This window comes from Luteibacter sp. HA06 (genome assembly GCF_054061215.1).
In genome coordinates, this window is the sequence record NZ_JBSSDZ010000001.1 from 658,039 (window position 1) to 677,290 (window position 19,252).

The window sequence follows — 19,252 nt, forward strand, 5'->3', positions numbered from 1 at the left end:
CGTTACGAGCGCAGGCCCACGCCGCGCGAGAGCAGGCGCAGCGCGAGGGCGCTCAGGCCGACCACGAAGACCAGCATCACGACGAACGCGGTGACGATGGGCACGTCGCTCACGCCGAGTACGCCAAAGCGGAAAGCGTTCACCATATAGAGGATCGGGTTGGCCAGCGAGATCGTGTGCCACGGCTCGCCGAGCAGATCGACCGAGTAGAACACCCCGCCAAGATACGTAAGCGGCGTGAGCACGAAGGTCGGGACCAGCGCGATATCGTCGAACTTCTTGGCGAACACCGCGTTGACGAAACCGGCCAGTGAAAACACGGTCGCGCCAAGTACCACGGACACGAAGGTGATGATCGGGTGGGCGACGTGCAGGTCGGTGAAGAACAGTGCGATGACCAGCACCAGCGCGCCGACGATCACGCCGCGGGTCACAGCCCCGGTGACGTAACCCAGCAGGATCACCCAGTTCGCCATGGGTGAGACCAGCATCTCCTCGACGAAGCGGCCAAACTTCGCGCCAAAGAACGACGAGGAAATGTTGCCGTAGCTGTTCGTGATGATGCTCATCATGACGAGGCCGGGCACGATGTACTGCATGTACGTGAAACCATGCATCAGCCCGATGCGGCTGCCGATGAGCTTGCCGAAGATGACGAAGTACAGCGTCATCGTGATCGCCGGCGGGATCAGCGTCTGCGTCCAGATGCGCAGGATGCGCGCGATCTCGCGGCGAACGATCGTGTTCAGCGCGACGAGGTTGGTAGCTGCGCTCATGCCGCGTTCTCCCGGCCGTGTTCGACCAGTCGGACGAAGAGTTCCTCGAGGCGATTGGACTTGTTGCGCATCGAGGTGACAGTGACACCGTGCGACGACAGTGCTGCGAACAGGGAATTGAGGTCGTGGGAACGGGACATTTCAGCTTCGATGGTGTGATCGTCCAGCGTGCGCAGTACGACGCCCGGGAGGACCGGAAGGATGCCCGGCGCACTGGGAACATCCAGCACGAAGGTTTCGACATCGAGCGTGGCCAGCAGGCTCTTCATCGAGGTGTTCTGCACGATGCGGCCCTGGTCGATGATCGCGATGTTGCGGCAGAGCTGCTCGGCTTCTTCCAGGTAATGCGTGGTGAGGATCACCGTGGTGCCGGCGGCATTGATACCGCTGACGAACTGCCACATGGAGCGGCGGATCTCGATATCGACGCCCGCAGTGGGCTCGTCGAGGATCAGCAGCTTCGGCTCGTTCATCATGGCGCGGGCGATCATCAGGCGGCGCTTCATGCCGCCCGAGAGGGTGCGTGCCTGGCCGTGGGCCTTGTCCCACAGGCGCAGCTCCTTCAGGTACTTCTCCGCGCGCAGGGAAGCCTCGGCGCGACCGATGCCGTAGAAGCCGGCCTGGTTCACGCAGATGTCGAACGGCTTCTCGAACTGGTTGAAGTTGAGTTCCTGGGGTACCAGGCCGATCAGGCGCATGGCCTCGCTACGGTGCTTGTGGATCGACACACCGAAGATCTCCGCATCGCCCGAGGTCGAGTTGACCAGGGAGGAGAGGATGCCGATGAGGGTCGACTTGCCAGCGCCATTGGGCCCGAGCAGGGCGTAGAAATCGCCCGGTTCGACGGTGAGGGAGATGCCCTTGAGGGCCTCCACGCCGTTGCCGTAGGTCTTGCGTAAGTTCGTGACGTTTAAAGCAGGAGTGGTCATGGGCTGCGCCGGGATGACAAGCCGCCTATTATACCGGGCTTTGTCTGTCCACCTTGTTCCCGCACGTCAACAGAGACTTTCCATGGCCGAACAATTCCAGCTCCGACTCGCCGACAGCTTCATGCTCGCCCCCTCGGTGCGGCACCTGTCGTTCGAGCGCGCCGACGGCCAGCCGCTGACCTTCGTGCCGGGGCAGTTCCTCCAGGTCCACTTCCAGTACGACGACGGCAAGCCGACCAAGCGCAGCTACTCGGTGGGCACCATCGGCGATGGCTCGGGCCCGGTCGACCGGGTCGAGATCGCCGTGAGCTACGTGGAGGGCGGGGCGGCGACGAAGCTGCTGGGCAGTCTGGAAGCGGGTGAGACGATCGACGCCAGCGGCCCGTACGGCCGTTTCTGCCTGATGGACGCGGACCAGAACCAGCGCTACATCCTCATTGCCACGGGTACGGGCGTGACGCCCTACCGCGCCATGTTGCCGCAGATCGCCAGCCTCATCGCCAGCCGCGGCTGCCGCTTCGTGCTCCTTTACGGCGCCCGCAACGAGGGCGAGCTGCTCTATGGAGAGGAGTTCGAGGCCTTTGCGCGTACCCACGAGGGGTTCGATTTCCACCCCTGCCTTAGTCGCGGCGCCCGTCCGAACCCGCGCCCCCACGACCGCCTGGGCTATGTCCAGGACATGCTGGCCGAGCTGGAGCCCAACGGAGAGCGGGATATCGCCTACCTGTGCGGCAACCCGAACATGGTCGATGCCGCCTTCGCCGCGCTGAAGGAGCAGGGGCTTTCGGTCCAGCATATCCGCCGCGAGAAATACATCTCTTCCCGCTAAAAACTGCCCTGCCGGCCTATACTTGCGCCCCATGCACGCCCACGTCCTCCCGCCCCATCTCACTCCGGAAATGCGGCGCTATGCGGCGCTGGACCAGCGCCTGCTGGCTGCCGTCCGCGCCATCCGTATCCTGCCTACCGTGTCCTGGCCGGCCTCGGTGGAAGAGCACCTGATCGCCGAATTCGGCGCGGGGCGGCTTTCCCTGCCGGATATCCGGTATCGGCCACCGGATCTGGGTGGTACCCGGGCGGAGCTGGAAGCGATCGAACAGGAGGTCTGCGAGGATCACCCGATTGCCGACTACCTGCGCCGTACAGCTGAGTCCTGGCGGATCGCGTCCGAAATGCTCGACGCCGCCGGCACCGACGGCGTTACCGTGGCCTCCGTGGCGCTTTACGGCAAGCCGGGCGATGCCATTCCCGGCAGCAACCGTAGCAACCTCGATGCCGCGCGCTACTTCGTCGACCTGGCCGATGAGTTGGGTGCCGACCTGGAAACTGAAGATGCCACGGGGACGATTCCGGCGGAGGAACTGCGCCGGGACATGACCGAACGGCTGGATGCGTTCTTCTCGCCGGGCACGATTTCGGTCGAAGTGGACCCCGAACTCACCGCCAAGGCGGCCGCCGGCGCGACGCGCATTCGCCTGCGCGGCGGTATCCGCTTTACCGAATACGACCGGCACCAGCTGCTGGCGCACGAAGCCTTCGTCCATTCACTGACCGCGCTCAACGGTCGCGAACAACCGGTGCTGGCATCGCTGGCGCGTACGTCGCCGCGTGTCACCGCCACGCAGGAAGGCCTTGCCGTGTTTGCCGAGCTGATGTCCGGCGCGATCGACATCTCCCGGTTGAAGCGCATCAGCCTGCGCATCCTGGCGATCGACATGGCGCTCAACGGTGCGGATTTCGTCGACGTCTTCCGTTATTTCCGCGACTGCGGCCAGAACGTGGCGGATAGCTTCCACTCCGCGCAGCGTGTTTTCCGCGGGGTGCCGTTGACCGGTGGCTCGGCGTTCGCTAAGGACAATGTCTACCTTACCGGCTTGCTGGCAGTGCACACGTTCTTCCGTTGGGCACTGCGCCAGCGCCGCCTCGACCTGTTGCGCAACCTCTTTGCCGGCAAGCTCGCCCTGCATGATGTGATGAGCCTTGAAGCCCACTTCGCCAGCGGAGACATCGTCGCGCCGCGCTATCTGCCGCCGTGGATGCAACACGTGCACGGTCTTGCGGGAAAGCTGGCGTTCTCGCTGTTCGTCAACCACATCCATATGGCGGGTGTGGAGGCCGAGGAGATTTCCCTCGGCCTGTAAGAATCACGCCGACGGCACGCCTGGTTTACGGGCCTCGTTCGATCGTGAAATCGCCCGGCGAAACCGCGAAGAATGGCCGCCAGTCACAGCGCAGGCGCAGGCGCGCACGCTCCGTGGATATTCCGACGGACGGCAGGGTCACATCGGCCTCGCCGTCGTTTCGCTCGTCGGTCGCCACGGGCGTCGGGAGCCATGTGAGTCCGCCGTCGATCGAGAGGTCGATCTCGAGGAAGTGGCAATCGATCGGCGCGTTCGTGGTGCCGGCGACATCCCATCGCACGTGAAGTAACTGCCCGCCCACGCCGCGCGTGTTGGCATCCGGCAGCAGCACCGCGAACGGACGCCCGGTATCGACGACGCGCACGCGGGTATCGGCGCTGGCGATCGTTGCTTGTTCACCGCCGTTGTCCCGCACGGTCAGGCGAAAGTTGAGCAGGCGTGATGTGGTCGGCAGCGTTTCTCCCGGCCCGACTGGTTCGCGACCCAGCACGGCGGCCATCCTCGGGTAGCTGCGGATACCCGAGAGGGTCGGCGCGAATGAGCGAAATAACGGACCGTTGCCCGTGTCCGACAACTCGCCTCGCTGCTCGTCACCGGCATCCATCTGCTCCCACGTGTAGGTCAGTCGTTGCCCCTTCATCGCAGGCTCCGCCGATGCTTCGAGAATGAACGGGGTGCGGGCCGGAATGATTTTTTCATCGGCCAGCGGTTCGGGATCGATCCACGGTGCGGACACCGCGTTGATCCTTTTGCTGGCGCAACGTCCTCCGCGTGAGCCGAGCCAGCCCTGCATCTGTTCGATGCTGGCGGCATGGAAATACAGGTCCGAGTTCGGCTGGAGCCACTGGGCATTGCCGCCACAGGCGGACGGCGCGAAGCCCATGACGGTGCTGCCGCCACCGGGCTCTACGGCACGATCGGCAAGTGTCGTGCGGCCACAGCCATTGGCCGTCGGCCAGGCGCCCAGCTGGCGACCGAGCACGTGGATCATGAAGCCGATAGCGTAGGGCTCGGACTGCGGATTGGCGTGGCCGCTCCATGCCGCGGCCTTATGCGTGGCGAAGAAGTCGGCACGTCGGTCGTCGCTGCACGAGGTTCCCGTTCGGCTCTCGCCACCGAACAGCGTGGTCACGGCATGGCCGATGTCGTAGTTCCGCTTGCCGATTGCGCGGTCGATCAGCTGCACCGAGGCAGGGCCGGGATCCATGCGACGAAACGGATCTCGCCGTGGATCGGCACGAATGATCTTCTCGTTGTCGTCGACGAGGGTGAAATGCACGCCGACATCGGTTTCGAAGACTTCGTTCGCGCGATTCACCGCATGGACGATCTCCCCCAGTGCACCTTCGACCGTGCCGCCGAACCGGGCAACGTAACGACTGTCTGCAGCGACCGCGAGACGGAAATCGTGGCGTATGCCACCACCGTTGTGTGCTGCGGCCAGGCCGATTGGCAGGTCATGGTTCCCTGATGGCGAGGCGACGCGTGGAACCGACGTGCCGGAATACGCTCGGGCCGCCGTGTCACCCGGGCGGAATATCCACTCCTTGTCGCCCTCGCGAATGCTGGCTCTTACGCCCGCGTCCGACATGTCCAGCCGCACCGTCCGGCCCTGATCATCGGCACCGCGGAAGCTGCGCATGCGGGGGAATTTCCGGGCGAGTCCTCGCGGGATCGTTCCCGAATCACGGACGTGGAAGAGCGACGACCGGGTCGCGTCGATAGGAAGGGTGATGTCGAAAGAGGTATCCGTGGTGGCGCTGCCGGCCTGCGCGGCCAGTGAGACGAGGCTGCAGCCCAGGGCGGTAACAGTGATGAAACGCGGCATGGCGAACCCGGTGAGTACGAAGGACCGCCGACCTTAGGCTCACCGACAGCGCCGGTCTGTCGGATTCCGCATGGCTGAAATGTCGCTTTTTCATATCACTGGATGTCGCAATGCAACACACCCCGTGTCGGGCGAAACCCTATGGCGGTGCTAACATCGACGCTTCACGGCACGCCTCAGGGCCGCTGTTCGTCCCCCTTTCATTGAAGCTCCCACAGGACCCCATGGCCATCTCCGAGGAACTGCGGCAAGCCGCGCTCGAGTACCACCGCCTTCCCCGTCCGGGCAAGATCAAGGTCACGCCGACGACGTCGCTGCTGACCCAGCGCGATCTTTCCCTCGCCTATTCGCCCGGCGTTGCCGCCGCGTGCGACGCGATCGTCGCCGACCCGCGCGAAGCGGCCGAACTCACCGCCCGTTCGAACCTGGTCGCGGTGATCACCAACGGCACGGCGGTATTGGGCCTGGGTAACATCGGTGCACTGGCCAGTAAGCCGGTCATGGAAGGCAAGGGCGTCCTGTTCCAGAAGTTCGCCGGTATCGACGTGTTCGATATCGAGATCAACGAGAACGACCCCGACAAACTGGTCGACATCATCGCCAGCCTCGAGCCGACCTTCGGTGGCATCAACCTCGAAGACATCAAGGCGCCGGAGTGCTTCATCGTCGAGCGCAAACTGCGCGAGCGCATGAAGATTCCGGTCTTCCATGACGACCAGCATGGCACGGCGATCATCGTCGGTGCGGCAGTCATCAATGCGCTGCTGGTCACCGGCAAGAAGATCGAAGACGTGAAGCTCGCCACCACGGGCATGGGCGCCGCAGGCATCTCCTGCGTCGACATGCTGGTGACGCTCGGCCTGAAGCGCGAGAACATCCTCGCCTTCGATCGCGACGGCGTGCTGCACACCGGTCGTACCGATCTGGATCCGGACAAACAGCGTTACGCACGCGACACCGACAAGCGCACGCTGGCGGAGATCGTCGTCGGTGCGGACATCTTCCTGGGTCTATCGGCCGGCGGCATCCTCAAGCCGGAAATGGTCGCGACCATGGCCGAGCGCCCGATCATCTTCGCGCTGGCCAACCCGAATCCCGAGATCCTTCCGGAAGACGCCAAGGCGGTCCGTCCGGACTGCATCATGGCCACGGGCCGTTCGGACTACCCGAACCAGGTCAACAACGCGCTGTGCTTCCCCTACCTGTTCCGCGGCGCGCTGGACGTGGGCGCCTCGGTCATCAACGAACAGATGAAGGTGGCCTGCGTCAAGGCCATCGCCGAGCTGGCACGACGCGAAGCGTCCGACGTGAGCGCCCGGGCCTACGGCGGCAAGCCGCCGAGCTTCGGACCCGAGTACCTCATTCCGCAGCCGTTCGACCCGCGCCTGCTTATCCAGCTGCCGCCGGCGATCGCGCAGGCAGCGATGGATTCCGGCGTCGCGGAACGTCCCATCACGGATTTCCCGGCGTACATCGACCAGCTCACCAGTTTTGTGTTCCGCACCGGCTTGCTGATGAAACCGGTATTCGACCGCGCCAAGGCGGACCCGAAGCGGGTGGTCTACGCCGAAGGCGAAGAAGAAACGACGCTGCGCGCCGTGCAGACCGTGGTCGACGAAGGCCTCGCCCGGCCGATCCTGGTCGGTCGTCCCGACGTGATCGAGCGCCGCATCGCGCGCGCCGGCCTGCGCCTGAAGCCGGGCGTGGATTTCGAGATGTGCAACATCCACTCGGACCCGCGTTTCGAGGATTACTGGCGTCTTTACCACTCGATCATGGAGCGCCGTGGCGTTACGCCAGCGTCCGCAAAGGCCGTGGTTCGCTCGCGCCCGACCGTGATCGCCGCGCTGATGGTGGAGCGCGGCGAAGCCGACGCGATGATCTGCGGCCTGGTCGGCACGTACCACAGCAAGCTCGATTACATCACCGACATCATCGGGCTGGATGAGGGCATTGCCGAAGCGTCCGCCATGGCAGCGGTCTCGACGGAGAAGGGCACCTTCTTCTTCCTCGATACCTACGTGCAGGACGATCCGACGGCCGAGCAGATCGCCGAAGCCACGCTGCAGGCGTCGCTCCGCCTCAAGTTGTTCGGCATCCAGCCCAAGATCGCTCTCCTTTCCAACTCGAACTTCGGCGGTCGCGAAACCCGTAGCTCGAAGAAAATGCGCGAGGCCCTGCGCCTGATCCGCGAGAAGGCGCCGCGCCTCGAGGTGGAGGGCGAAATGCAGGCCGACGTGGCCCTTACCCCGGAGCTTCGCGAGAAGATCTTCCCGAACTCGCGCCTGGAAGGTAAGGCCAACGTCTTCGTTTTCCCGAACCTGGACGCCGCGAACACGGCCTACAACATGATCCGCGTGCTCTGCGACGGCGTGGTCATCGGCCCGATCCTCATGGGCGTGGCCAAGCCGGCCCACATCCTGACGCCCCAGGCGACGGTGCGCCGGGTGGTCAATATGACCTCCGTGGCCTGCGTCGAGGCACAGATCCGGGCCGGGAAGCCCAGGACCGTTGTAAGCGATTGATCGGGCGGCGCTTTGCGCCGCATCGCCGATAAATCGGCTCCCACACAAACCCCCATACCGCCGCGTATGTGAAAACTTCGCGGTATCATGGAAAGGTTTTCCCGCCACCCCAGCGGGCTCTACAGACCTCATGAAGCGCGCGCCATGCGCGAGCGGAGCATCCATGGACCAGATCGACGATATCCTGAACCAGGACCTCGACCCCACCGAAACCCGTGAATGGGTCGAGTCGCTCAACGCCGTCATCAATCACGACGGCACCGAGCGCGCGCACTTCCTGCTGGAGCGCATGGTCGACTCCACGCGTCGTTCGGGCGGCTACCTGCCGTTCGACCCGACCACCGAATACGTCAACACCATCCCGCCGCACATGGAAGCGCGCAGCCCCGGCAATGCCGCCATCGAATGGCGCATCCGCTCGCTGATCCGCTGGAACGCGCTGGCGACCGTCGTGCGCGCCAACCGCAAGCCGGGCGACCTCGGTGGCCACATCTCCAGCTTCGCCTCGTCGGCCACGCTGTACGACGTCGGCTTCAACCATTTTTGGCGCGCGCCGAGCGAAGACCACCCGGGCGACCTGGTATTCCACCAGGGTCATTCGGCACCGGGCGTCTACGCGCGCTCGTTCCTTGAAGGCCGCATCAGCGAAGAACAGCTCGACCTCTTCCGCATGGAAGTGGAAGGCAAGGGCAAGGGTCTCTCCTCGTATCCGCATCCGTACCTGATGCCGGACTACTGGCAGGTACCGACCGTGTCCATGGGCCTCGGTCCGATCCAGGCGATCTACCAGGCGCAGTTCTGGAAGTACCTCGAGCACCGCGGCCTCATCCCGAAGTCCGATCGCAAGATCTGGTGCTTCATGGGCGACGGCGAGTCGGACGAACCGGAGTCGCTGGGTGCGATCTCCCTGGCCGGACGCGAAGGCCTCGACAACCTCATCTTCGTCATCAACTGCAACCTGCAGCGCCTCGACGGCCCGGTGCGCGGCAACGGCAAGATCATCCAGGAACTGGAAGGTGTGTTCCGTGGCGCCGGCTGGAACGCGATCAAGGTTGCCTGGGGCAGCTACTGGGATCCGCTCCTCGCTCGTGACACCACCGGTAAGCTGCGCCAGCTGATGATGGAAACCGTCGACGGCGAGTACCAGGCCTGCAAGGCCTTCGGTGGCGCGTACACGCGTGAGCATTTCTTCGGCAAGTACCCGGAAACCGCAGCGCTGGTCGCCAACATGTCCGACGACGACATCTGGCGCCTCAACCGTGGCGGTCACGATCCGCACAAGGTTTACGCGGCCTACCACGCGGCCGTGAACACCAAGGGCATGCCGACCGTGGTCCTCGCCAAGACGGTGAAGGGTTACGGCATGGGCGCCGCCGGTGAGTCGCAGAACCCGGCGCACAACCAGAAGAAGATGGACACGGACGCGATCCGCGCCTTCCGCGACCGCTTCAACATTCCCATTCCCGACGACAAGCTCGAAGAGGTGCCTTACTACCACCCGGGCAAGGACTCGGAGGAAGTGAAGTACATGCTCGAGCGTCGTGCCGCGCTCGGTGGCTCGCTGCCGCAGCGTCGCCGCAAGTCGGACAAGTCGTTCACCGCGCCTTCGATCGAAGCCTTCGAGCAGATCACCAAGGGTACGGGCGAGCGCGAAATCTCGACCACGATGGCCCTCGTTCGCGGCATGAACCTCATGCTGCGTGACAAGGAGCTCGGCCCACGCGTCGTGCCGATCGTTGCCGATGAGGCCCGTACCTTCGGCATGGAAGGCATGTTCCGCCAGATCGGCATCTACGCGCCGTTCGGCCAGAAGTACCGCCCGCAGGACGCCGACCAGCTGCTGTACTACCGCGAAGACCAGAAGGGCCAGGTCCTCCAGGAAGGCATCAGCGAAGCCGGCGGCATGAGCGCCTGGCTGGCTGCGGCGACGAGCTACAGCATCAGCAACGTGGCGATGCTGCCGTTCTTCATCTACTACTCGATGTTCGGTTTCCAGCGCATCGGCGATCTCTGCTGGGCGGCTGGCGACATGCGTGCGCGCGGCTTCCTCATCGGCGGCACCGCAGGCCGCACGACGCTCAACGGCGAAGGCCTGCAGCACGAAGACGGCCATTCGCATCTGCTCTCCGGCGCGATCCCGAACGTCATCTCCTACGACCCGACCTTCTCCTACGAGCTGGCGGTCATCCTGCAGGACGGCACGCGCCGGATGATGCAGGAGCAGGAAGATGTGTACTACTACATCACTGTGATGAACGAGAACTACGCCCACCCCGACCTGCCGAAGGGCAGCGAGGAAGGCATCGTCAAGGGCATGTACCTGTTCAAGGACGGCGGCAAGGCGAAGAAGAACGAGCCGCGCGTGCAGCTGCTCGGTTCGGGCACCATCCTTCGCGAAGTCATCGCGGCAGCGGAACTGCTCGAGAAAGACTTCGGCGTGTCGTCGGATATCTGGTCGGTGCCGAGCTTCTCGGAAGTCCGTCGCGAAGGCTTCGACGCCGAGCGCTGGAACCGCCTGCACCCGGAAGCCACCCAGCGCGTGCCGTACATCACCGGCCTGCTCGGTGAGCGTCAGGGTCCGGCCATCGCCGCGACCGACTACGTCCGCGAGTTCGCCGACCAGGTCCGTGCGTTCATGCCGGACGGCATGCGTTACACGGTACTGGGCACGGACGGCTTCGGTCGCAGCGACTCGCGTGCGAACCTGCGCAGCCACTTCGAGGTCGATCGCTACTGGATCGCCCACGCCGCGCTCGCCGCCCTTGCGAAGGACGGCAAGGTCAACGCGAAGGACGTGAGCCGCGCCATCAAGGAATACAAGCTGGACGTCGACAAGCCGAACCCGCTGTACGCCTGATAGCAAGAAAACGAAAGGGGCCGGAGCAATCCGGCCCCTTTTTTGTTGAGCGCTTTCTGTGGGAGCCAATTCATCGGCGATTTCATGTGGGAGCCGATTCATCGGCGATAGGGTGCTCGCCCAACCCGTCACATCGTGTCCATGGCTTTGCAACCACGAAGCTGGTATTCCTTCACGGCATACGACATCGGATTCCCGCCATGCGCCTCGTTCTGCTCACTGCCGCCGTTCTCTCACTCGCCGCCTGCGCGACCACGCCGTCCGATCACGGTTCGCGTTCCCGGTTGCTCTATATCGCCGGCAGCAAGGTGCCGTGCACGAACGGCGTCATGAAGACCGAATGCCTGCAGTACCGCGAGACGCCCAAGCAGGACTGGCAGATCAATTACGCGCCAGTGGAAGGCCTCGACTGGAAGCCGGGCAATGAGTACCTGGTGAAGATCACCGAGGTGCACGCGAAGAACGTACCGGCTGACGCATCACCGGTGACGTGGCATGTCGACAAGATCGTCGAGCAGCATCCGGCCGATCAGCATCCGCTCGACCAGCATCCCCTGCGGTAAATTGCGCCGTGCTTCTACAGACAGCGGCAAGTTGATTTGGTACGGTCACATCGTTGTCTGCGTCGCCTATGCGAAACGCCTCGCAGACAACCACCGCTGTAAGCGGTGAAGAAGCGCGGCCCGAAGGTGCTTGAACACCTCCGGACCGCTGATCAAACCAACTGTACTGGAGCTGATTTGACTACGTCACATCATACGGCACTCGTTCGCCCGCCGAATCCCCTCGACGACACCCTCAACGGTTACCGGGACGTCCGCCCACCCGGCAGACACGCCTGACGAACCGCGGCGTCGTTCGCTTTTCATGAGCATATTCTTGGCCGTCCTACCCGGCGCGTAGTCGCGTGGGCTTGCGCCAAGGGCTGACGCCGCAAACCACTTCGTCAAAGCACGCCCCCCGGCGCCCGGTCACGGGCTGCCGCTGAAACCGCGAGTCCGCGTTTTGCCCGCGGCACGTTGCGCTGTGCGCAGCGTGCCGCACCTTGGGTCGCGTCTCGCCACACCTATACGAGAACGCCATGTCTTCATCGACTACAAACTGCACGAATTGTCGGGCGGATGCTTACGTCAATTCTCACGATCTCCTGAACGAAGCCACCGAGTGGCTGCAATACGCTCGTGGTCTCACGCAGTTGCTCGCGGAACTCGTCCATGAATCGGACACGGTCGATTGCCAGCGCATGGCGATCGGCCTCGAAGCCATTGCTGCGCTGACGCGCATGGGACTGCAGTGCACGGCCAACGCGCACGCGCGGATGTCATGGGAGCGAGCAGCGACGCGTGAGAGTGGAGGGCACTGCGAATAGAAGAAATCGGAAAAATTCGTCTAAAACGCCGACGATGCTCCGTATCGTTTGTCATCTATTGCATGCTTATGTACCAACTTTGGCGTGACGGAACACAAGCGCATGAGCGGCAAGTTAAAGGCAATCACTCTGTTCGCGCTCGGGCTATCTGGGCTCGTGGCGGGAGAGTACCTGGCGGGGTGTCTGACACTTTGGGCGCTGGGCCTGAAGCAGGTCCCGCTGGGAGTGACGACTTACTGGGAGTATTTCGGGGCTTTAGATCTCCCGCAGGTTGCGCCGTACGTCATGAAGATAAAGCTCTGCGGCGCGTTTGGCTTCGGGGTGCCATTGGTGGTGTGGCTGTGCCTGCTCATCCCCGCGTTGCGCAGCAAGCCCGAATCCACCCATGGCGAGGCACGCTTCGCGACACTGCCTGACCTGAAGAAAGCCGGCCTGCTCAAGCAGACACCGGAGAGCATCCTCATGGGCAAGTACAAGGGTCGTTACCTCTGGCTGGGCGGTGCGCAGCACGTCATCACCATCAGCCCCACACGCTCAGGTAAGACCACGAGCGTGGCGATTCCGGTGCTGCTCTCGTACAAGCAGTCCATGGTCGTGCTCGATCTGAAAGGCGAGCTGCACAAGGCGACCAGCGGCTGGCGCAAGACGATGGGTCAGGACATCCGTGTCTGGGCGCCGTACGACGAGAACGGCAACACGCACCGGTTCAATCCGATGACGACGCTGGCGGCCATGAAGCCGGACAAGCGCATCGGCGAAATCCAGACCATCTCGGCCATCTTGTATCCCGACCAGCCGGGTGGGGATCCGTTCTGGACGTCGCAGAGTCGTGCTGCGTTTACCGCGTTTACGTCCTTCCTGTTCGAGCGATGGGACCAGAAAGTGGCGCAACACTTGGCCACTGCGCAGGACCTCCCGGACATTAATGCATCTTCGGATTACCCGAGCTTCGAACGCGTGCTTCGCTTCTCCAGCGGAGAAAGCATGGACGGAACGAAGGCGTTGCTCGACGCCCTGCTGAAAGACTCAGCATACGCCTACATGAGCCCGCAGACCCGCACGGTGTTCGGGAACCTCGCTGGCCTGGCCGAGCAGACGTTCTCATCGGTCATTGCATCCATGCAGGCCCCGCTACAGCAGTTCCTGAGTCCGATTCTGGCGGCCGCCACCAATGCGAGCGACATCGACGTCACCGCGCTCCGGAAGAGCCTGACTACCCTCTACGTCATCATTCCGACGAACAAGCTCGATGAAAGCGCGAAGCTGCTGAACATTTTCTTCAGCACCGTGATCGGAAACAACCTCGGCAAGCAGCTCGGCGAAGAGCCCGACATCAAGTACCAGATGCTGATGCTCATGGACGAGTTCACCGCCATGGGCCGGGTAGACGTCTGGGCCAAACGCATCTCCATCGCCGCCAGCTACGGCGTACGCGACCTCTGCATCGTGCAGAGCCGTGCACAGCTGCGTGCCGCATACGGCGACCACGATGCCGAGAACTTCATCACCAACCACGGTGCGCAGATTGTCTTCGCGCCTCGTGAGCAGAGTGACGCGAATCAGTACAGCGAGATGCTCGGCTACAAGACCGTTCGCAAGGAGCACCGGAATACCAGTCGGGGAAATGGTTCCCGCCAGGTCTCGACCAGCCATACCGAGGAGCGGCGCGCCCTGTTGTTGCCGCAGGAGATCAAGGAGCTTCCGGGCGACGAGGAGCTGATCTTTTACGAGGGCTGCAAGCCGATTCGTGCCAGGAAGAACTGGTTCTTCAAGGACAAGATGTTCAAGGAGCGCGCTGGGGTGGCGCCTGTGGTTGTACGAGCTAGAGAGGCGACGTCGTCGCATTCGTCGGATGCTACGACGTCGGGTAAAGCGAAGGGCATGAATCCGTTCGCTGCGACGCCGGAACGAGCTCGCGCCGCGTGATTGGATCGACGGGAAGAATCATGACGAGTGATGAGTTCGATGAGGGCGAAGTCGCACGACCATCGTCGCTAAAACCCGTGCATCGGCTGAGGACTGGTGACGGGCACTACGACCTACAGCTACTACGCGACCTCGAGATCGTCAACGCGCGAACCCGCGGTGAGCTCGGGCCCCTGCCTGTAGATGGCGTTCCGTTGCAGGTCAAGCGGAGGCCTGAATTACCAGCGATGCCGTCACGTGCCGAGACGACCGCCGACGAAATAAGGGAGGACGAAAAGATGGATGTGAAGTATCTGGCCATGGCTGCTGCGGTGATGATGACGAGTAGCTGCCACTCGGGAATCAAGTCTTGGCATATGAAATCGAAAGTCGAGAACGGCATCCTGAAAATCCCGTTTTACGACCATAGTTTCGGAGCGACGTGCTTCGACACACTGAGATGTCGCGTGGTCTACGACAACGCATACATCGTGAATAGCGGATCGCCAAGTGAACCATTCACAGAGCGGGATCGAAAGAACCTATCCGGTGGATGGGGCAACCTCGACTTTCCCTCGGTGGCGCGCGTGATGTGGACATCGAAGGACGGAACGGATCACGACGAGAAGGTCGACCTCGGCGAGATATTTAGTACTGGAATGGTTCGATACCCGCCCGATCTAGACGTTAACGACGTGAAGATCAGCGTACCTCCCAGTGCACCCGACATCGTCCTCGTAGTCGAGGATCGCTCAATACGTGTCTACATGAGGGCTTGGATTTCCCTGCTTCAGCCACGATTCCCCGGCAGAAAGTACTCGGACTTCAGACACGATCCCGTCGTTGCGTATTCGCAGACATTTTAACCGGAGTACACGGACGTGGTAGAGAAACATAAGCGGGACATCAAGGGTCGCCTCCAGGATGACGTCAGAATGGACCCGGTGACGCCGGACATCCGAAAGGCCTACGCGAAGGCCGCCCAGGAAGTTGGCGACCTATCCGTTCCTCGCATGTTCAATTCGTCGGATCCTCATTCTCGTTTCTTCGTCGCGAACTTCGATGGCACGGGAAACGACCTATGGAAGGATCCGGATCACGCGACGAATGTTGGCAAACTTCATGTCCAGCTTACGGAAGCCGGTAGGCAGGATCCTCGGATGCACTCGGGGTACATCAAAGGGGCAGGAACGCAGGATGGTCTAGTCGCCAGAACCATTGACGGCGTAACGGGAGGATCCTACGACGAGCGAATTGAGTGGATGTATTTCGAGTTCATAAACCGTGCAAAGGAATGGCTCGAAGCTGACCCAAATGCCGACATCCGGCTCTTGGCTACGGGCTTTAGTCGCGGCGCAGAACAGGCCGCTGGATTTCTTCGTTTGGTGCACGAGCGGGGTATTCAGGATCCTGGCGGACGAAAAGTAATTCATCACGCATGGGGTCCCGACACGTACGAGTGGGCCCTTCCCCCTCTTCGTGCGCCGGGCAAAACGCTCATGAGTGAAGCCCTTTATGATCCTGTCGGGACAGGCGCTCCCAATAACCACGACCGGCAGCCCACGAGCGCAATGACCTCGGGGGTCCAATTCACTGCGAAAGACGAACGTCGCAATCCGTTCCCGTCCACACAGATTATTCCGCCCGGGCGATCGGCGGACGGTCGATTCGTTGGTGTCACTGTGCCCGGCGCCCACTCGGATATCGGAGGTAGCTACCACCAAAGTGGTCTTTCGGTTCTGACGTTCAACATCGTTGCGGACTACATTAATGCGCTGACCGGCAAGGAAACGGTTCACAGGCTGCTGGTGCCGGCTGACCAGGAGATGTTCAAGATCCATCATTCCGATGAGCACTCGATCATCTACAGCACCTCGGAGTTCAGGCGAGAGGGTCACCGCGACATCATGGGCTCGCAGGCGTCGCCGCCGCACTGCGACGAGCGCAAGGTTATTCGCTGTGCGCCGCCGGATGAGTTCGATACCAGTCTTCAGGAACAACTCGGTCCCCGCTACCTTGTGGGCGTCCACGGCCCCGATGCCATCCGCGAACTCAGTAATCCGACGCACCCCGACCACGGCATGTACCGTTCGACAAGCATGCATGTGCTGGAATTGCACGCCCGCTCCGGCATCAATCTGGATCGTGTCCAGATCGATCAGCTGACCGCGGGCCTCGTGATCGAGGCAAAGCGCAGTGACATGACGGTCATCGAGGATGTTCAGTTCGGCAAGGACTTTCGTCCGGATCGACCAACGCTGCGTGCCTTCGAGGTATTCGGTGACGACATCGATGCGCCGAAATCCAGGACGGCGAGTATCGAGGCACTGAAGGCGCTCGATGTGCCGCTGAAAACGTCGAACCAGCAGCTGCACATGCTCAACACGGAGAAGGAGGCGATCGCCATCGGGGAGAAGGAGGTCGCGCGGTCGCGCGACGACTCGCCGGCGCTTGAATCTCCGACGTCCATGCCGGCACGGCAGGAGTCTGTCATCGCTCCCTCGCGGAGCGATACGTTCGAGCAGGCCGACGGTCATTCCATCCGCGAACTCCAGAAGAACCTCAACACCCTCGCTATCCGCGACATGGCGGGCGAGCCGCTGGAAACTCATGGTGTCTACGACGTCGCCACGCTAACGGCCGTGGCGCGGTTCCAGTCAAGCCATGACTTACCGGTGACAGGGCAGCCCGACGACACGACGTGCAACAGGGTTCAGGGCCAGGCTTTCATTGCAGAGCTGCAGCAGCCGGGGCAGGTCAGGACGCCTATCGAGGCTCGCGCATCTCGAGCGTCGACGGTGTCTCCCCCGATGGCGGCCTACGAGTCGCCTATGCAGAACGATAGGTCGAGGGCCGCTTCGCCTCCGATGCTGGCTCAGCAATCCCTTTGCGATCCCCGCAACCCGGACAGCACCGACCACGCGCTTTACAACGAATTGCAGCGTCGCCTGCCCGACTCGTCCGAAGAGCGTCTGATGCAGTTCACCGCCTCGTGCCACCGACATCGTATCAACGCCGGCAACCTGGGCGGAGTGCATATGGACTACGACAGCATGACGCTAAGCATCGACACGCACGGCCTGATGGCGACACCCGCTGTCGTCGATATGAGCTCCCCACCTCCGGAATCCGAGCAATCGATCAGGCAGATTCAGCAATTCGATCAGCAGATGGATCAGATCGCTCAGCAGAGCCAGGAGCGGAGTGCGCAGATGGGGCAGCAGGGGCCTGTGATGTGATGGCGAAGAAAAACTCGCCGATGAATCGGCTCCTGCAATCTCCGGATACACCCATGACCCGCAAGCGCATCGTCGCACCGCTCCTTTACTTCGTACTTGTGCTTTCATCGGCTGATATCCACTCGTCCACTGTAGAGCCATTCAGGCCCGCGACGCCGGAAGCCAAGGCGGCCTTCGCACAGCACGCGAGTAAGGACGGCCTAAGAGAATCGGCAGGCGGGGCCATCGAATCGAGCCCTGAGGTACCTTCTCAAGGTTCTCGCGATGCGTTGAATGAACGGTTCGCTTCCGACATGAAGTCGCTTTCTGAGGCCGAAATCGGGAGGTACGCCGCAGCATTCTTCTTGGCTTTCTACGTTACGAAAGCTCGTATTGTTCCCGGCGTCTGCGAATCGGAGGGCGTCGACTTGGAGGCGTATTCGAATGCATTTCAACTCGAGCACGCCGCGATGTTCAATCGCGCGGATCAACTCATGAGCGCTTCCCGCCTGTCCGCTACGCAGATGGTTTCTAAGGTGTACAAGAATCGCACGATAGCTGAGGCTAACGTCCGGCGGCGGCTGCTTGAGTTAGCGTCCAAGCTCCAGAAGCCGACCGTTGCTGATGGGTGCGTGTATTTGGCCTCCCACGTAATCGACGGCGCCTCCATGCCGTCATTCGAAGAAGAATTTCCCGATGCCGCAGGCGTCCTCATGTCCGTACCTATTGCCCCGGGAACCTCGGCTGCCGGAGGTTCGCCTGAAAAACGAACAATGAACGACGGAAGATATGGAGCGGGAAATGTCGTCGTGGTGTCAAGTAGTGACCCACGCTTTGAAGAGCCCGTCGATACGGTGACCGATCGGATTGCGGCTGACATCAAGTCACTCCCGACAGACGACGTCAAGAAGTATGCCGCATCCCATTTTTTGGCGTTCTACAACATCAGGACTCGTGTCGACCGCGACGTCTGCCGCGATGAAGGCGTCGACATCTCGGCCTATGTACTTGCTTTCAAAATTGCTTATGGAGTGGAATTCGCTCGGGCGGATATTCTTACGATGGGCACGCGCTTTTCAAATGCCCAGGTGATTACTGACCTGGACGCTGAAAGGGAAAGGGGATTGGCCGTTTCCCGTGAGGTATTCGTCACGCTCGCGAGAAGGCTCGGTAAGACGACCATTGCTGATGGGTGCAGGTACTTGGTCGTCCATGCGTCAGACGGCCTCGCCATCCAGTCATTCGCGGAGCAGTTCCCGGAGCTCTACGACATGTTCATGTCTGACGAAAGCCCAAAGAAAAGGCCGGGATCACTCCCGGCCTCAAATCCTTACCTGGGCAAGAAAATCAATCGTCGTCGCGCAACGCATGACGAATCAACAGAAACGTCCCGATAGCCGCAGCCGCGATACCGATCGTGACGCCAGGATTACGACGCACCTGCTTGCGCAGACGGCGGTACTGGTAGGTCGCCTCATCGGCGAGATCTTCCGCCAGGTAACGTACCTTCTGGCTGCTGCCGCTGTTGCGCTTGGCAAACTTGTTGGTCACACGGCGGGTGCGCTCGAGCAGGTCGTTGCCTGCGCCGGTCGCCTCGTCCGCATAGTGGCGAACGCGGCCGGAGACGCCGTTGACGGCGCTTTCGACCTGCTGCGCGAACTCACGATTTCTGCTCATTGGATGGCTCCCTCTCAAGCGTTACTG

14 protein-coding genes are annotated in these 19,252 nt (G+C 62.2%); 10 read left to right on the plus strand and 4 right to left on the minus strand.

Going from position 1 to position 19,252, the window contains the following annotated elements; translation table 11 throughout:
* Window positions 1-2 precede the first annotated feature (2 nt).
* Both ACVWWJ_RS02790 and ACVWWJ_RS02795 read right to left on the minus strand, forming a co-directional pair.
* Window positions 3-776, minus strand: a complete 774-nt coding sequence (locus tag ACVWWJ_RS02790; RefSeq protein ID WP_159890969.1) for an ABC transporter permease — start codon at window positions 774-776, stop codon at window positions 3-5.
* On the minus strand, window positions 773-1,705 hold the full coding sequence (locus ACVWWJ_RS02795; RefSeq protein WP_159890967.1) for an ABC transporter ATP-binding protein: 933 nt from the start codon (window positions 1,703-1,705) through the stop codon (window positions 773-775). The genes ACVWWJ_RS02790 and ACVWWJ_RS02795 overlap by 4 nt, the downstream gene beginning before the upstream one ends.
* Before the next feature lie 82 nt (window positions 1,706-1,787).
* On the opposite strand from ACVWWJ_RS02795, the gene ACVWWJ_RS02800 reads away from it, so the two are divergent.
* Window positions 1,788-2,534, plus strand: coding sequence for an FAD-binding oxidoreductase (locus ACVWWJ_RS02800; RefSeq protein ID WP_456966695.1), 747 nt, complete (start codon window positions 1,788-1,790; stop codon window positions 2,532-2,534).
* A 31-nt stretch (window positions 2,535-2,565) separates the two neighbouring features.
* Window positions 2,566-3,846, plus strand: a complete 1,281-nt coding sequence (locus ACVWWJ_RS02805; protein WP_456966696.1) for a flavohemoglobin expression-modulating QEGLA motif protein — start codon at window positions 2,566-2,568, stop codon at window positions 3,844-3,846.
* Between the two features lie 25 nt (window positions 3,847-3,871).
* Here ACVWWJ_RS02805 and ACVWWJ_RS02810 read toward each other — a convergent pair whose 3' ends face one another.
* Window positions 3,872-5,674 (minus strand): reprolysin-like metallopeptidase, encoded by a 1,803-nt coding sequence (locus tag ACVWWJ_RS02810; protein ID WP_456966697.1) that lies wholly within the window; start codon window positions 5,672-5,674, stop codon window positions 3,872-3,874.
* A 224-nt stretch (window positions 5,675-5,898) separates the two neighbouring features.
* Here ACVWWJ_RS02810 and ACVWWJ_RS02815 point away from each other — a divergent pair, with 224 nt between their 5' ends.
* From ACVWWJ_RS02815 to ACVWWJ_RS02850, 8 genes are all read left to right on the plus strand, one after another.
* The gene (locus tag ACVWWJ_RS02815) at window positions 5,899-8,199 is read left to right on the plus strand and encodes an NADP-dependent malic enzyme (RefSeq protein ID WP_159894174.1); all 2,301 of its coding nucleotides are present in this window, start codon (window positions 5,899-5,901) and stop codon (window positions 8,197-8,199) included.
* Between the two features lie 163 nt (window positions 8,200-8,362).
* Entirely contained in the window at window positions 8,363-11,056 is a 2,694-nt protein-coding gene (aceE, locus tag ACVWWJ_RS02820) for a pyruvate dehydrogenase (acetyl-transferring), homodimeric type (RefSeq protein WP_159894164.1), read from the plus strand.
* Between the two features lie 200 nt (window positions 11,057-11,256).
* Window positions 11,257-11,619 (plus strand): DUF4377 domain-containing protein, encoded by a 363-nt coding sequence (locus ACVWWJ_RS02825; protein ID WP_456966698.1) that lies wholly within the window; start codon window positions 11,257-11,259, stop codon window positions 11,617-11,619.
* Window positions 11,620-12,137: 518 nt separating this feature from the next.
* Complete coding sequence (locus ACVWWJ_RS02830) at window positions 12,138-12,425, plus strand: hypothetical protein (protein ID WP_456966699.1); 288 nt, start codon at window positions 12,138-12,140, stop codon at window positions 12,423-12,425.
* 102 nt (window positions 12,426-12,527) lie between these two features.
* A complete protein-coding gene (locus ACVWWJ_RS02835) occupies window positions 12,528-14,351 on the plus strand; it encodes a type IV secretory system conjugative DNA transfer family protein (RefSeq protein ID WP_456966700.1) in 1,824 nt (607 codons plus the stop codon).
* A gap of 20 nt (window positions 14,352-14,371) precedes the next feature.
* Entirely contained in the window at window positions 14,372-15,196 is an 825-nt protein-coding gene (locus ACVWWJ_RS02840; RefSeq protein ID WP_456966701.1) for a hypothetical protein, read from the plus strand.
* Window positions 15,197-15,265: 69 nt separating this feature from the next.
* Entirely contained in the window at window positions 15,266-17,569 is a 2,304-nt protein-coding gene (locus ACVWWJ_RS02845; protein ID WP_456966702.1) for a phospholipase effector Tle1 domain-containing protein, read from the plus strand.
* A 53-nt stretch (window positions 17,570-17,622) separates the two neighbouring features.
* Window positions 17,623-18,945 carry a hypothetical protein gene (locus tag ACVWWJ_RS02850; protein ID WP_456966703.1) on the plus strand — a complete coding sequence of 441 codons (1,323 nt, stop codon included), beginning with the start codon at window positions 17,623-17,625 and terminating at the stop codon, window positions 18,943-18,945.
* Here ACVWWJ_RS02850 and ACVWWJ_RS02855 read toward each other — a convergent pair.
* Window positions 18,896-19,225: a hypothetical protein gene (locus ACVWWJ_RS02855; protein WP_159894148.1), complete on the minus strand. Its 330-nt coding sequence runs from the start codon at window positions 19,223-19,225 to the stop codon at window positions 18,896-18,898. The genes ACVWWJ_RS02850 and ACVWWJ_RS02855 overlap by 50 nt on opposite strands.
* Between the last annotated feature and the right edge of the window lie 27 nt (window positions 19,226-19,252).